Genomic DNA, 14,249 nt, shown 5'->3' with positions numbered 1-14,249 from the left:
AAAGACCCCATGCTCGGCCTGTTCCAGCGCAAGGACCGCCTCATCGTCCACGGAAAGGCGCCCTACAACGCCGAGCCACCGCTCGATCGCCTACGCGCCGCCTTCCTCACCGAGCAGGCCGACTTCTACGTCCGCAGCCACGGGAATATCCCGGATCTCGACGCCGACAGCTACCGCCTGACCGTCGACGGGATGGTTGCGACGCCGCTCGAACTGTCCATTGCCGATCTGAAGACGCGGTTCGCGCCCGTCACCGTCACGGCGGTAATGCAATGCGCCGGCAACCGCCGGGCCGACATGCTAGCGGTGGCCCCGGTCTCCGGCGACCCGTGGGCGCCCGGCGCCATCGGCAACGCGAAATGGACTGGGGTGCGCCTCGCCGACGTGCTGCGCGCGGCCGGCATCGATGCGGGCGATACGCGCCACGTGGCCTTCGAGAGCCACGACCGGATCGCGGACACGGACACGCGTTTCGGCGCCTCGATCCCGCTCGCCAAGGCGCTGGCCCCCGATACGTTGGTCGCCTTCGCAATGAACGGCGAGCATCTCTCCCCCGAGCATGGCCACCCCCTGCGCGTGGTGGTGCCGGGATTTGCCGGTATCCGCAGCCCGAAGTGGCTCGCCCGCATCACGGTGCAGGACCGGCCCTCCGACAATCCGATGCAGGCCGACGACTACAAGCTGTTTCCGCCCGACGTGACCGCCGAGACCGCCGACCCCACCCACGGCATCACCATCGAGGCGATGCCGCTCAACAGCGCGATCTGCGAGCCCGCCCGCGGCGCAGCGTTGAAGGCCGGCCGGCACGCGATCCGCGGCTACGCCATCGCCAGCGACCGCGCGGTCGCCCGCGTCGACGTCTCGACGGATGGCGGTCGCAGCTGGGCACAGGCCCGGATCGACCGCGATGCGGACGCACCCTACGCCTGGACGTTCTGGGAGATCGACTGCGAGCTGACCGCGGGCGAACACGAACTCGCGGTGCGGGCCTGGGACTCAGCCGGCCAGACCCAGCCTGCGGCGCCGGACGACACCTGGAACTACAAGGGTTACCTCAGCGCCGCCTGGCACCGGGTACGGGTCACGGTGGCCTGACCTCACGCCCAGAGTAGGGCGGTGGCCGCAAGGCCCGAGATCGCGATCAGCAGGGCCGCGATCCCGACGGTGAGGATGCGCGGCATCATCGGGATCTCGGTATGGGCAAGACGCGCTCGAATCGCCCGATCCCGCCATGCGGCGCCGGCGAACGAGGCGAGCGCACAGGCGATCAGCGTGAGCGACAGCACCTTCAGCGGCCAAACCGCCAGCACCTCCCGCAGGAAGCGCTGCGCAGCCAGGCCGACGCCGAGGAAGGCGAGCCCGGTGCGAAGCCACGCCACGAACGTACGCTCGGCTGCCAGCACCGTCCGGTCCTCGGCGAGCCTCACCCGGGGATCGTCGGGGGGCACGGGTTTCGCGGGCTCACTCATTTGATGTTCGCCGTCGCGATCAGGTCGAGAAGCGCGTCGGCGGCCCGGCTGCAGTAGCGCTCCTTGTGGCGCAGCACCCGGAAAGGACGGCTCGGCAGGGCGAACGCCGCCCGTACCAGGGTCCCGGCTCGAAGCGCTGCGGCGACCACGGTCTCGGACAGCACGGCGGCCCCGCCCCCGGCCTCGACGGCGGCGCGGACCGCCTCGTTCGAGGGCAATTCGAGTGTGACTTGGAGTTGAGCCGCAGCGAGGCCGGCGTCCGTCAGCGCCGCCTCGAAAGCCGAGCGGGTTCCCGATCCCGCCTCGCGCAGCACCCAATTGGCCGTTGCGAGCTCCTTGGGTTCGAGGGCAGTAGCCCCGGCGAAGGGATGGCCAGGAGCGACTACGAGGACAAGCTGGTCTCGCGCGATGGTCGTGCTCGCGAGCGTCGGGTCGTCCAGCGCTCCCTCAACGAAGCCGAGTTCGGCCTGCCCCGCGCGCACCGCGTCGGCGGCGTCGGTGGTGTTGCCCACCGCCAGCCGGATAGCGATCTCGGGGTAGGCCCGGCGGAAGGCAACGAGATGGCGCGGCAGCCAGTCGCTGGCGATGGTCTGGCTGGCGTAAAGCGCCAACGTCCCTCGTCGCATGCCGCTGAGGTCTGCGAGCACCAGTTCGGCGGCCTCCGCCCGGGCGAGCACGGCACGGGCCTCGACAAGGAACGTGCGCCCCGCCTCGGTCAGCTCGATCCCGCGGCCGACCCGGTGGAACAACTTGGTGGCGTGACGCCCCTCGATATTGGCGATCGCCGCGCTGACCGCCGACTGAACGAGGTTCAGTGCCTCGGCGGCCCGCGTCACGTGCTGCCGCTCGGCCACCGCCACGAAGATGCGGAGCTGGTCGAGGGTCATGGCTGCTGCCGATCCGGCGCGAGGCCGCGGACCTGCGCATCAACCGCCTGCGCGACGGTGAGCAGCCGGGCCTCGTCGGTCCGACCGGTGACGACGTAGGACATGCCGCCATCGACCCAGGAGAAAGCGGCGACGTCGCCCTCGCGGGCGAAGCGGAACACTGTGCGGCCATCCGCATCGCCCACGCGGCTGTAGAGCGTCAGCCGGGTGCCGTGGTCGTCGTCGTACATCAGCATCGCTGCGGATTCGGACCCAGCGGGCAACAACCGCCCGCCCATCAGGCGGAAGCCGTAGGCCGTGAGGTCGGGGGTGGTCACCGCCCGGCCGAGGCGCTTCGAGAGCCACGTAACAAGGTGCGGCTTCTCGTCGGCGCGCACCTCCACCGGATGCACCGCCTCGACCACGTAGGTGCGGAAGGCCGCCACTGCGTCGTCGGTCGCCGGCTCGGTTCGCGCAAGCGTGACCGTGGGTACCTGCCGCGCGGCATGGCCGAACCAGCCGGCGGCACCGCCGACCGCGAGGCAGAACACGGCCGCAGCCGCGACCGGAAGCCAGCGCCCGGTTATTGGGCTATGTCGCGAGCGGATGTTGGCCACCCGGAGCCGCGCCGGGATCGCCTCCTCGGCAATCGGCGCGAGGCGGGTACGCAAGCGCTCGCGCAGGGCGCGATCCGCCGAGACCTCGGCCGCCCGCGCGGGGTTTCCCCTGAGCCATGCCTCGACCAGCGCCTGCCGCTCCGGTTCAAGATGACCGTCGATCAGGCCGTGCAGGTCGTCCTCGCCGACCGGGCGCGGATCCCCGCTCATTTCACCCTCCTCAACAAGCCGGTTCGGCCCGTTTCCAGAAAACTTCGCATCCGCTCCCGGGCTCGGCTTAACCGCGACATCACCGTGCCCAGCGGTACTCCGAGCACCTGCGCCGCTTCCGCATAAGACAGATCCTCGACCGCGACGAGCAGTAGCACTGAGCGCTGCTCCTCGGGCAGGGCGTCGAGTCCGGTGAGCACGTCGCGTGCCCCCATAACGGCCTCGGGGTCGGCACCCGGATCGGGCACCTGCTCCAAAGCCTCAGCGCCGACATCGATGCCGCGCCGGCCCCGGCGTCGAACAGTGCCGAGGAACAGGTTGCGCTCGATCGTGAACAGCCAGGCTCGCAGGTCGCCGTCGCGGCGACGTCCGGACCAGCCGGACAACGCCCGCTCCAGGGTGTCCTGGACGAGGTCATCCGCCGCTTCGCGGTCCCGCAACAGTGCGACTGCGTAGCGCCGCAACGCTGGGATCTGCGGTTCGATGAGGGCGGCGATCTCGTCCACGAGGCTTTACCGATCAGGGCTTGGCGATGTGCCACGCGTCGTTGAGGAATCCGTCGCCGGTGATGTCGCCGGGCTTCGTATCCTTGGCGAAGGTGTAGAGCGGCTTGCCCTTGTAGGCCCACTGCATCGTCCCGTCGTCCCGCGTCACCATCGTCCAGTCGCCACTAGCAGCCGAGCCGGAGGCGGCCATCAGTGCCGGCCAGTTGGCGGCGCAGGGGCCGTTGCACATCGACTTGCCGCCCATGTCCTTGTCGAAGGTGTAGAGGGTCATGCTCTTGGAATCGACGAGCGCCGGCCCCTTGGCAGTCTCGGCCGTCATCGCAGGCGCAGCGGCCTGGGCGGCGACGGCGGAGAAGGCGAAGGCCGCAAAGGCAGCGCGGATCAGCATGGTGTGCATGAGTGAGGTCTCCGGCGGTCGACCATGACCGCATCGGGAGAGATGCCGAACGGGCGCGTCTATTCCACTGACACACGAAAAAGATTGGTGACGTCAGCGTGACCGCCGACTCGTCCTCAACCACGGCATACGGCCGTCACCCAGGAGCAGTCAGAGGAATGATGCGGCGGCGTCACCACTCTGAAAGGCGGAGATCCGAGATCATGCCCTCGCACGGCGAGATCGACTGCAACGTCTGCTTTCAAGAGATACGTTGGCTTGCTCTTACGGCGTAGTTGGGTCGCAGACGGAATTTCCGCTTACGGGCGGTCGGTCAACTTCCACATCCCACCCAATCGGGATATTCGTCCTAACCGTATAGCTGTCCGGTATTCGATCGTATTCACGACATTCTCAATGTGCCGGGTCGGAGCCACCCCAGAGCGCCCCGTTTCTGTCGGAAAAATATGACCGGTTTTCTATTGCGGATTAAACGCGTCTGAATCACTATCCCGACATGCTTGTTGGATACGCCCGCGTCTCGACCCTCGATCAGAACCTCGACCTGCAACGGGACGCGCTGACACGCGCCGGTTGCGACCGCCTGTTCGAGGAGAAAAAGAGCGGCAAAGCCGGGACCAGGCGCCCCGAGTTCGAGGCCGCTCTCACTTACCTACGACCGACCGATGTCCTCGTGGTCTGGAAGCTCGATCGCCTGGGCCGCTCGCTCGTCGAGATGATGCGGACCATCGACAGCCTCCGGAAGAAGGAGATCCACTTCCGCAGCCTGACCGAGCAGTTCGACAGCGACACCGCCCATGGACGGTTCGCCCTGCAGATGCACGGGGCTATGGCCGAGTACTTCCTCGACCTCAACCGCGAGCGCACCATGGAAGGGCTCAAGGCCGCCCTGGCGCGCGGACGCAAGGGTGGCCGGCCGAAGAAGCTCACGCCAGCCGACATCGAGGTCGGGCGTGCCCTGCTGCAATCAGGTACCATCTCGATCGCAGCCATCGCTAAGCGGCTCGGGGTCAGCCGGGACACCTTCTACAGCTATTTTCCACAGGCCCGGGCCCGCAGTCAGGCGGATGCGGTACGACAGGGATCGTCCTGATGCCGATCCGGCGCGAGCACCGCTTCTTCTACCCAATCGACTGGCCTCAGCTCTCGGCGACGATCCGCTTCCGCCGAGCCGGCGGCACTTGTGAGGGCTGTGGCCGGCCGCATGGACAGACGGTCTACCACCTCGGCGACGGACGATGGTGGGATGCCGGCATCGGTACTTGGCGTGATGGGCAGGGGCGAACGCTCCGAACCCTTCCGACCATCGAGGATCTTGGCGTCATCCGCGCAACGAAGGTCGTGCTGGCAGCAGCCCACCGCGATCACGACACCGCCAACAACGTGGGCACGAACCTCGCAGCCTTCTGCCAGCGCTGTCACATGAACCATGACCGCCCGGAACATCAGCGCAGGCGTTGGCGGACCCTGTTCCGGAGGAAGGCGATGGGAGACCTGTTCCACGGTCCATACGCCGGAGCTCATACTCGCGGACCTTGAAGGCCCTTAACATGTCCGAGCGTGAGCGAAGCAACTTCGGGCAGACCTACGCATCTGCATCGTCCGTATCGCATCCCTTACCGGCACCTAGGGCCTGCGCGAACAGCGAGCCGAGATATCCGTCGGCCCAATCATTCGGAAGGTCTGGCATGTAGCGGCTCGGGTGGCGGATCATGCCACAGACGAACCGGCCGTCCTCGTACTCCATGGCACGGCACGGTCCCTCGACAGGATGATCGGGGATGTATGTGCGCGCGATGCCGCACGGTTCGGTCGCGCAGCAGAAGCCGCAGCCGTTGCAGGGCGCGCTGTAAGCCGGCTTAATCGGGAACCGCCGACCCTGAGTTCCATCTATCAGGGGAATTTGGGTCATAGACTCTGCCTAATCTCAGAACATACAAAGAATGAGGATCTAGGGGTTTGGTGGGGTTTCAGGGGTTTGCGTGGGGCGAAGCTGCGAAAGTGTCGACCAGAGCCACGCTGCAAGTTTGGGTGAGGGGTCCTCGATGGACCCCTGACACCCTTCAAACCCCTTGCGACGCCCTTCGGTAGGCGGCGGCCGCCGCCTCCGCATCGGGAGAGCCCGTCATCGGCGCGTCGTCGACCCGCCGCAGGCTGTACTTGTTGCCGTTGCTCGGGTCGGTGCGGACTTCGAGACGCACGCCGTCGAAGACCCGACCGCAGACCCGCGTCAGCCACTTGCCCAGGCGCTTCGTCGAAATCGTCCGCCCTTCGCCGGCCTGGCGCACGAGGAGGTCCCGGAACTCCTCGTGGAGATAGACGCCGTCGCCCATCGGACCATCGAGGACGTTCGCCTGGGCGATGAGCTGGGCGCTGGTGTAACCGGCACTGAGGGTCAGCGTCTCACGCCAATGGGCGTAGAGCTGACGGATGGCCTGCGCCTCCGGATCCCCTTCCCGGGTCGCCTCCATGGTCGCGACGGGATCTGCCTGGCCGAGCCACACCAACGCGGACCGTACGGTATCCGACCACTGCTCGTAGGAGGCGAGCCGCGGCAGCTGATTGGGTCGGCCGGCGACCTGGTAAGCGCGCAGGATCGTCAGCGCTGCGGCGAGGAAGGTACCGCGGTCCTGCAGAACGAGGTCGACGGGCTTCTTCTGGAACTCGCGGATCTCCGGTCGCTCCACGCCCGCATCCAGCCGACAGAGCAGCGTGCGTCGCGTCATGTCGGCCACCAGGATCAGGTTGTTGCCCGTCGCGAAAACGGTGGCGCGGCTTTCGATCTCGACCGTCTCGCTCTTACCGAGCACCCGGACCCGCACGAGCGGTCGCTCCGTAATCTGGCACAAGGCGTCGCCGCCGAGCTCGCCGTTGACGTTGTCGATCGAGACGATCGGCATGCCGGCCATGAGCATGGCGCCGAGGCGCTTCTCCGTTTCCTCCTCGGTCCGGCCCGCCGCAATCACCGGGCAGCGGCGCCCAATGGCGAAGGCTGACGCGATGTCGACCAGGTACGACTTGCCCGTGCCCGGCGTATGGGCCCGGATAGCGTGCAAGGGCGACGCCATGAGGGCGGGACGCGACACCGTCGTCAGGATCCCCGAGAGTGCCACCGCCTGGTCCTCCGGCCCCACGAACGGGAACTCGGCCAGCAGCGTAAGGATGGTTTCGAGGGCTGCGAGCGCTTCGTCCCGGGTCGGGGCCTCGGGGATCGGCGGGAGCCGCAACCCCGGATCCTCGACGAGGTAGAGCCGGGTCTGCAGGTCGTATCCGGGCTGCGACAGGAGGCTGCCGTCCGGGCGCAGCGTCGGCGCGGTGATGATGCCTGCCACCGTCGGCAGGGGCCAGTCACCGACCCCCGACATCAGCATGGCCGCGACCTTCTCGGATGGGTCGATGCTCACCCAGGCCTTGCTGCGCAGGTCATAGCGCTCGAAGATCGTGTGACGCGCCAGGGTGTAGGTCAGCGCCGGAGAACAAACGTCCCTGAACTTGGCCGTCACCGTCTTGGCGCCGTCGGCCGCATCGACGACCTCCATGCTCGGGCGCACGAGCCGGTCGCCGCGGCGGTAGATCGGCACGTGGGCGGCGACCAGCGCCTTGGCGGCCGCGTCCGCGGCCAGGTCCAGCCGCCCCGCGCGCAACCGGATGGTGGGCACGTCCACGTCCGCCTCGCCCGGCAACACAGGCATCGGCACCTCGTTCCCGACCTCCAGATCGCCCGTAAGCTCAGACGCACCGATCTGGACGAAAGCCATGGACGACGCGCCCTCAGCCTTGGAGGATACGTCCCCAGGGCACTCGGCCGGGATGTGCTCGATCGTGAATTCCTTCACAGCCTTAGGCATCGTTGGCCCCCGTGTTGATCTTGATGAGGTCGTTGAGGTCGGTTCCAGGTTCGGACGGCACGACCAGATGGGCGCTCACGCCGAATCGGCGGTAGCGTGCGGCACAGGCCGCCGAGGCGCGCAGACCAGCCACGTCGTGGTCCACCGCGAACCAGATGGCCGCCAGCTCCGGCAGCACAGGGAAGGTTTCGACGCCTCCAGCTGCGATCAGGGACCAGGTCGAACGGACCGCCACCCCGGGCAGATGACGGATCGACAGCACGCTCTCGATGCCTTCGCCGATGGCCAGGGTGTTGCCCACGGCGTCTGCGGGCGTAAGCTTTATCGCGCCGCCCTTAATCGGCCCGCAGCTCATGCGGTCGGCGCCCTTCACCTCGACCTTGCGGCCCTCCCGGTCCAGGGCCGTCCGGTGGACCCCGAGAGGCTCGTCCGTGCCGACGTCGCGCACGAGCGCGACCATCGCGGGGACGCGCTCGCCGTTGAAGGGGCATGCGGGATGGTAGCGTAGCGTCGCACCGGCCGCTTCAGGCGGCAGCACGAGCCCGCGTTCCTCGACGAGATAGCGCTCGACCGCTGTCCTGTAGGGCGACCGGCTATCGTACCAGATCGAGAGGGCACGCCGCCGCCGCCCGGCCTCGTCGGCCTCGGCCTTCAGCCGCTTTGCCTCCTCGGCCGCCGCGTCGCGCGGCGATGGCCTCCAGGTTCCACGACCGGCGCCGAGGGGCGCCGATGGCAGGCCGAGCCGGTCGAGGACGTAGGCCTTCGAGCCCATGTGGTCGCCGGTGGCCCAGTCGTGGACCAGGATGCCGCCCCAAAGGTTCGGAGCGAGCGAGATCGTGAGCGACCGGCTCGTAGCGGAACGCCCCGGCCCGGGCGCGCGAACCTGACCCGCGACGATAGTACCGCCGAGGAGATGGGCGATGAGGCGCAGGTTCATCGCATCGCCTCACAGAACGGACCGTTGGGGTCGAGCCCGATCAGCTTGCCGGGGACGGCGCTCGCGATTGCCGAGAGCCAGGCGATCTCCTGTTCCGGGCTCGTCTCGATGATGAGGGCGGATCCCCCCATCATCGCCTCGGCCGCGGCGTCGACGTACGCATGAGCGAGCGGTGCACCGGACAGGATCGTGATCGTGTCCACGTTCCGCGCGAGCCACGTGACGGAAGCGGTGTCGAAACCGTCCGGCCCGCTCGTGCTCTCCTCGGTGTCGTCCTCGATGATGACGACCGAGCCCGTGTCGGACGGGGGCGGGTCGAAGGCCAGGGTGTTCTGGCCGAGCAGCAGGACGCTGCAGCCGGCGCGCAGCGCCGACCAGACCGGCCGCATGTGTGCTCCGGTCCCCTGGCGGATGCGTCGCAGCTCAGTCGCGTCGATCAGGGTGTGGATCGTATTCTTCACGCCTGACCTCCCTCGTTGCCGTTGGACGGCGAGGGGGCGGGAGCGTCGGTTGCGACCGGTTCCTGCATGTGGGCGGCCGCGTAGGCGGCGATGTCCGCCGCGCGGTACACGATCCTTCGGCCGTACCGGAAAGCTCGGGGACCGAAGCCGGCGGCGCGCGCCTTGTTGAGGTAGGAGACCGAGACGCCGAGACGGCGGGCCGCCTGCTTGGTCTTCAGGGTCACTTCCCCGGTCGGGGGCATCCTCGTCGTCATCGTGAGCTCCTGTGCTTCCGGGGGCTCGGATGGCCGCCGGATGCACAGGAGGAAGCGGGAAACGTCGAACTACATGAACCTTCCTAGCTTCGACGTTTCTGGGGAGGTTCCGGAAATTCGCTTAACTCACTGCAAGATCATGCGGTTTTGCGCCGCTTAACGGCGCCTGCGCGTGCTTGTCGACGCGCTTTGGGAGCTACCGCCTCGGCCTTGGGTTCGACCGGTTTGCCGGAGATGTAGCCGCCCGTGTCGTCCTCCGGATGGCGGATCAAAGCCGCTACGTACGACTTGCGCTGTTCGAGACGGTTCAGGTCCTTGGGCATGTACTTCGCCCAAAGGCGCTCGATCTCCGCCAGCACCTTCACCTTCGGGAAGCGTGCACCAATCTCGTCGCGGCCGTTGACCAGACCGAGATTGTTGGAGACCACCATCGCGAGTTCGATGGAGGGGCTGAACAGGTGCTTCGGGTCCTTGGGTCGCACGAAGCGCAGGATCTGCGCCCAGCCGTCCCGGATCGCGTCGGCGCTCATGTACACGTGACCGACGGCGACGCGACCTTCGAGCGGCACAGATACCAGGACGTCCTGGGTCAATGCCACCTCCGCCTTCGGCGTGCGCCAGAACCCGGGCGGCACTGACGTGGTGGTCCCGTCCTCCTCGATCACGATCGCCGCAACGATCTCGTCGGCCAACGCCTGCTTCAGCGCCAGGCCCGCGGACGCGGCCATCGCCGAAGGGCAGACCAGCGCGAACCGTCCCTCGATCTTGGAAGGCTGCAGGGACCGAAGACCGACCTTGTTGAGGCCGTCCCGCACGCGGTTGGGGTGGAGACAGGTCTTGTAGGGCGGCCGCAGCATCACGTTGACATCGACGACGTCGCGGGCGGGGTATCCCGACCCGAGCTGCTTGTAGAACGACCGGCCATCCTTTGACGTGAGGAAGATCCGCACGCCGTTGGCGGAGACGAGGTCGTCGGGCCGGTACTGGGCTGTGAGGATCTCGACCTTCGTGGCCGTCAGCTCGAAACGCTCGGCGGTGTCGTGCTCCTCGGGATCCTCGTCGGGGATCTCGGGGCTCAGCATCGCGAAGGGCGGCCGCTCCCTCTTGAGGAAGGAAGGGAGGTCGGTCTTGGCACCCGTCCGCTGGGTCTCCGCGGCCAGGATCTGGCCGATCAGGTAGACCGCCGCGATGCTGACGGGGATGTGGTTGGGCGGGGGCAGCAGGTCCATGGGCGCTCCTTGTGATGTCCGTGGCAGCGGGGGGTAGATGGTTCCGCGTGGGTTGATCTCGTCTTCGTCTCGGTAGGGCGACGATGGCTCGCTTAGGACGAGCGCTCGCGAGCCCGCAGACGAAGTTCGTCGCAAGTCTTCGAAGGATTGGGGTTAAGTCCGGGGTTTGTTGTGCGGTTTTTCGTTCCAGGACGTTCGTTCTTGGTCACTGGAAGGTTTCGAAGGGGTCCGTTCGTCTCCTGAGACGCGGGCGCTCACGACGCCCATGGCCCGGCATGCCGGATTCGTTTGGTCCTGGGAAGCACCAGGGCCACGCGGGCGATCCGGGCTTCCACCGCCGCCCCAGGCACGCTTCGAGGTCGCCTGCTTCTGGGATCCTTGGGGATGCGCCTGTCGCGCGGCGGAGGCAACGATCGGGGTCAGACCCGGCTTCGCCTTCGCGGGTCCGGCCTTGTGGAAATCGGCCAAAGGAAGCCGCGACCGCCCCACTTCGACACGGCTCAAATCGCGAAAATCTCCGAAACATCAGTGGTTTGTAAAAGCCGACCCGAAACCTTCGAGAAAACGCCGATGCTCGGTCGGTTCATCTAAGCCGGCCGTTCCCGCCTGATCCCCTCGTCCCAGGGCCACCCCGGCCATCAGGACGACAGGAGATCACCATGATGCTGCCCGTCACCCCAAGAGAGGCCGCCCGGCTGGTCAACCGGAGCGCTCCTCACATGAAGCCCGTCTTCCAGGCGATGCAGGACTGTTCCTGTGGCGTAATGCTGCTCGACCAGGATCGCTGCCCCTTCGTCCGACCGCCCATGCCCGTGTTCATCGCCATCATCGGCGACGACACCGACAAGGCTCTCGGTCCCGCTGGGTTCCACGCCGCCTCGGTGGCCGACCTCGCACGATCCGTCTGCGAGATCGCGGTCATCTCCTGCGAGCCGCTGGAGCGTGTCTACGGCCGATCCGCACTGCTCGCCCGGTGGGGGGCCTCGTCCCTCATCGTCGAGACCCGCCCCGAACAGGAAGCGAACTGGACGGGGTTCTTCGGGCTGGTCGCTCGGGGCAAGCCGCTCACCATCGCCACCGTGCGTCCGCCGGGTAGGCCGTGATGGACCTCTACCGCGTCGCCGAGCTCCTCGCAGGCGTGGCGGTCGCCGGCCAGGTGCGGTCCCCTGCGCTGGGGGTACACGGCAGGGGACCGCTCCCTCATCATCTCGCCCGCCCCTTGGCTCTGGGGCGGGCTCCACGTGACGCTTCGGACGAGCAACGACATTCAGGCGGCCAAGGACTATGTCCTGCTCGCCCTCGGGATCCCGCTCGCCCCGCTGAGGCGCCCGCCTCAGCTGCAGCCGGAGGCTGCGTGCGCATCCCGGAGCCACCACCCTTGGGCCGGTTGGAAACGCCTCCGATCAATGACCACGCTGAAGGAGGCGATGATGCCGCCCAGTATAGCGGTCCGCCATATTATCGAGCGTGGCGGCCCTGATGTCCTTTTGGACTCGATGCTCGGCACGGCGATCGGCGCGGCTGAAGCCCTGACCATTGGGATCCGACCGGATCCTAGGGCCGATGCTGCCGCAGCCGCCCGGATCGCGATGCGCATAGCCATCTCCGACGGGAAGGGCATCATCGTGCCCCCGCCGATGGCGGGAACCCTGTCGAGGATGCCGTCGGCCGTGCTGCGTCTCGACCTGACCGCCACTCCCCTGCACGCGGTCCGCGCCTACTTGCCCGGTACCGGCAAGTCCTTTCCCCGGCAATACTGAACTGCGGGGCGAGGGGTTTGACGGGTTTAAGGGGTCGCGCGCAGCACCTTCGCCGGAAGTGGCAAGGTCGATGTGGCTGCGATTTTCTGAGCACCGGCCTGGATGAACCCCTCAAACCCCGCAAACCCCTGGATTCCCTCTGGACGGAGCCGGGCAAACAACAACCGGCGAAGGAGCAGCGTCATGGGCGAGGTCGTGACCCTACTTGGGAATGAACCGGGATCGGCAGCGCCAAACCACGTCTACGGCTCCCGGGCCGGGATTGACGTCGGGCTAATCACAGTTCGGGAGGAGGGGCAGGCCGACTTTGCCGTAGCCCTCCTGGCGCCCGACACCTTCGGGATCCGGGTGCTCGCAAGGTTCGCGCAGACGCCGGCCGGGCGTGGACAGGCCGACGACACCGGAACGGCAGTGGCCGAGGCGCTGCACGCCTTCGCCTGGCACGAGGCGGTCGGGGGCCCGACCGCGTACATCTTGAGGGGCGGCACGATCCCAGGGCTTATGTAGCCAGGAAGTGTCTAGTGGTCTGAGTTAGAAGTTCGGTTGCAGATTTTGAGCTTGCACCTACGTGTGGGGGATGTCCGCACGGAGGTGACCGATGGCCCGTGGTTCCAAACCTGTTCCTCTCCACCTCACCGAGGACGAGCGAACGCGCCTGGCAGGGCTCGTCCGCCGCCGCAAAGTCGGCCAAGCCTTGGCTCAGCGCGCGCGGATCGTGCTGGCCTGCGCTGAGCCGGGATCGACCAACAGTGGTGTTGCCCGTGATCTCGGCGTCAGCCGGGCGAGCGTCACGACGTGGCGCGCCCGCTTCCTCGCCCATCGCCTCGACGGCCTCGTCGACCTGCCCCGCTCCGGTGCGCCACGTGCCGTCACGGACACGGCCATCGAAGGGATGGTCACCCTCACGCTGGAGAGCCAGCCGGAGAACGCCACCCACTGGTCGACCCGCGCCATGGCCCGGCGGGTCGGCATGAGCCAGAGCATGGTCTCGCGGGTCTGGCGTGCCTTCGGGCTGCAGCCGCACAAGGCCGACACCTTCAAGCTCTCGACCGATCCCGCCTTCGTCGACAAGGTCCGGGACGTGGTCGGCCTCTACATGGCCCCGCCGCATCGTGCCGTGGTGCTGTGCGTCGACGAGAAGCCGCAGATCCAAGCGCTGACGGGTACGGCCCCCGTGCTGCCGATGCGGCCCGGCCAGCCGGAGCGCCGAACTCACGATTATCGTCGCCAGGGTACGACCGATCTGTTCGCCGCCCTCGACGTCCAGGCCGGGACGGTGATCGGCCGCTGCACACGCCGGCATCGCTCGATTGAGTTCCGCGCCTTCCTCGATCAGATCGAGGCAGCCGTACCAAACGATCTCGACGTGCACCTCGTGCTCGACAACGTTGCCACCCACAAAACCAAGCTGATCCACGACTGGCTCGTAAAACGTCCGCGCTGGCACCTTCACTTCACGCCGACGTCCGCATCATGGCTCAACCTCGTCGAGGGCTGGTTTGCCCTTCTCACCCGTCGACGCCTGCAGCGTGGTGCCTTCCAACAGACCAGCGATCTCGAAGCTGCGATCCACGCCTACATCGCTCAGACCAACGCCGACCCGAAGCCCTTCATCTGGACCAAACCCGCTGATGCGATCCTCGCCAGCGTCGGACGTTTCTGTCAGAGAACTTCCAACTCAGACCACTAGCAGAT

18 protein-coding genes are annotated in these 14,249 nt (G+C 67.4%); 7 read left to right on the top strand and 11 right to left on the bottom strand.

What is annotated here, in order from left to right; all coding sequences use genetic code 11:
• Positions 1 to 9 precede the first annotated feature (9 nt).
• Positions 10 to 1,095 carry a sulfite oxidase gene (locus RQI43_RS23610; RefSeq protein WP_056186076.1) on the top strand — a complete coding sequence of 362 codons (1,086 nt, stop codon included), beginning with the start codon at positions 10 to 12 and terminating at the stop codon, positions 1,093 to 1,095.
• A gap of 2 nt (positions 1,096 to 1,097) precedes the next feature.
• On the opposite strand, the gene RQI43_RS23605 is transcribed toward RQI43_RS23610, so the two are convergent.
• From RQI43_RS23605 to RQI43_RS23585, 5 genes are read right to left on the bottom strand one after another with little or no spacing between them, the layout of a single operon-like run.
• Positions 1,098 to 1,469, bottom strand: a complete 372-nt coding sequence (locus RQI43_RS23605) for a YidH family protein (RefSeq protein ID WP_056186077.1) — start codon at positions 1,467 to 1,469, stop codon at positions 1,098 to 1,100.
• Positions 1,466 to 2,356, bottom strand: coding sequence for a LysR substrate-binding domain-containing protein (locus tag RQI43_RS23600; RefSeq protein WP_056186080.1), 891 nt, complete (start codon positions 2,354 to 2,356; stop codon positions 1,466 to 1,468). Before RQI43_RS23600 ends, RQI43_RS23605 begins: the two co-directional genes overlap by 4 nt.
• Positions 2,353 to 3,162: an anti-sigma factor gene (locus tag RQI43_RS23595; protein ID WP_056186082.1), complete on the bottom strand. Its 810-nt coding sequence runs from the start codon at positions 3,160 to 3,162 to the stop codon at positions 2,353 to 2,355. Before RQI43_RS23595 ends, RQI43_RS23600 begins: the two co-directional genes overlap by 4 nt.
• Positions 3,159 to 3,668 (bottom strand): RNA polymerase sigma factor, encoded by a 510-nt coding sequence (locus RQI43_RS23590; protein WP_018044293.1) that lies wholly within the window; start codon positions 3,666 to 3,668, stop codon positions 3,159 to 3,161. The genes RQI43_RS23595 and RQI43_RS23590 overlap by 4 nt, the downstream gene beginning before the upstream one ends.
• Positions 3,669 to 3,681: 13 nt before the next feature.
• Entirely contained in the window at positions 3,682 to 4,065 is a 384-nt protein-coding gene (locus RQI43_RS23585) for a hypothetical protein (RefSeq protein ID WP_056186085.1), read from the bottom strand.
• Between the two features lie 496 nt (positions 4,066 to 4,561).
• Here RQI43_RS23585 and RQI43_RS23580 point away from each other — a divergent pair, with 496 nt between their 5' ends.
• Positions 4,562 to 5,158, top strand: coding sequence for a recombinase family protein (locus tag RQI43_RS23580; protein ID WP_311276787.1), 597 nt, complete (start codon positions 4,562 to 4,564; stop codon positions 5,156 to 5,158).
• On the top strand, positions 5,158 to 5,604 hold the full coding sequence (locus RQI43_RS23575; RefSeq protein ID WP_311276786.1) for a hypothetical protein: 447 nt from the start codon (positions 5,158 to 5,160) through the stop codon (positions 5,602 to 5,604). Before RQI43_RS23580 ends, RQI43_RS23575 begins: the two co-directional genes overlap by 1 nt.
• 46 nt (positions 5,605 to 5,650) lie before the next feature.
• Here RQI43_RS23575 and RQI43_RS23570 read toward each other — a convergent pair whose 3' ends face one another.
• From RQI43_RS23570 to RQI43_RS23545, 6 genes are all read right to left on the bottom strand, one after another.
• The gene (locus RQI43_RS23570) at positions 5,651 to 5,812 is read right to left on the bottom strand and encodes a hypothetical protein (protein WP_311276785.1); all 162 of its coding nucleotides are present in this window, start codon (positions 5,810 to 5,812) and stop codon (positions 5,651 to 5,653) included.
• 316 nt (positions 5,813 to 6,128) lie between these two features.
• Positions 6,129 to 7,823 (bottom strand): hypothetical protein, encoded by a 1,695-nt coding sequence (locus RQI43_RS23565; protein ID WP_311276784.1) that lies wholly within the window; start codon positions 7,821 to 7,823, stop codon positions 6,129 to 6,131.
• Between the two features lie 82 nt (positions 7,824 to 7,905).
• Entirely contained in the window at positions 7,906 to 8,850 is a 945-nt protein-coding gene (locus RQI43_RS23560) for a toprim domain-containing protein (protein WP_311276783.1), read from the bottom strand.
• Positions 8,847 to 9,311: a hypothetical protein gene (locus RQI43_RS23555; protein ID WP_311276782.1), complete on the bottom strand. Its 465-nt coding sequence runs from the start codon at positions 9,309 to 9,311 to the stop codon at positions 8,847 to 8,849. Before RQI43_RS23555 ends, RQI43_RS23560 begins: the two co-directional genes overlap by 4 nt.
• A complete protein-coding gene (locus tag RQI43_RS23550; protein ID WP_311276781.1) occupies positions 9,308 to 9,565 on the bottom strand; it encodes a helix-turn-helix domain-containing protein in 258 nt (85 codons plus the stop codon). Before RQI43_RS23550 ends, RQI43_RS23555 begins: the two co-directional genes overlap by 4 nt.
• Positions 9,566 to 9,702: 137 nt before the next feature.
• Positions 9,703 to 10,794 (bottom strand): hypothetical protein, encoded by a 1,092-nt coding sequence (locus RQI43_RS23545; RefSeq protein WP_311276780.1) that lies wholly within the window; start codon positions 10,792 to 10,794, stop codon positions 9,703 to 9,705.
• A 659-nt stretch (positions 10,795 to 11,453) separates the two neighbouring features.
• Between RQI43_RS23545 and RQI43_RS23540 the strand changes: the two genes are divergently transcribed.
• The 4 genes from RQI43_RS23540 (at position 11,454) to RQI43_RS23525 (ending at position 14,244) form a co-directional block, all read left to right on the top strand.
• On the top strand, positions 11,454 to 11,897 hold the full coding sequence (locus tag RQI43_RS23540) for a hypothetical protein (protein WP_311276779.1): 444 nt from the start codon (positions 11,454 to 11,456) through the stop codon (positions 11,895 to 11,897).
• Between the two features lie 303 nt (positions 11,898 to 12,200).
• On the top strand, positions 12,201 to 12,554 hold the full coding sequence (locus tag RQI43_RS23535) for a hypothetical protein (RefSeq protein ID WP_311276778.1): 354 nt from the start codon (positions 12,201 to 12,203) through the stop codon (positions 12,552 to 12,554).
• Between the two features lie 183 nt (positions 12,555 to 12,737).
• Entirely contained in the window at positions 12,738 to 13,061 is a 324-nt protein-coding gene (locus tag RQI43_RS23530) for a hypothetical protein (RefSeq protein ID WP_311276777.1), read from the top strand.
• 91 nt (positions 13,062 to 13,152) lie between these two features.
• A complete protein-coding gene (locus tag RQI43_RS23525; RefSeq protein ID WP_311276776.1) occupies positions 13,153 to 14,244 on the top strand; it encodes an IS630 family transposase in 1,092 nt (363 codons plus the stop codon).
• Positions 14,245 to 14,249: the final 5 nt, after the last annotated feature.

Source organism: Methylobacterium sp. WCS2018Hpa-22 (assembly GCF_031843785.1).
In the GTDB taxonomy this organism is placed as follows: Bacteria; Pseudomonadota; Alphaproteobacteria; order Rhizobiales; family Beijerinckiaceae; genus Methylobacterium.
Note: the sequence above shows the minus strand (reverse complement) of the source record. Positions and strands in the feature narration are given on the sequence as shown.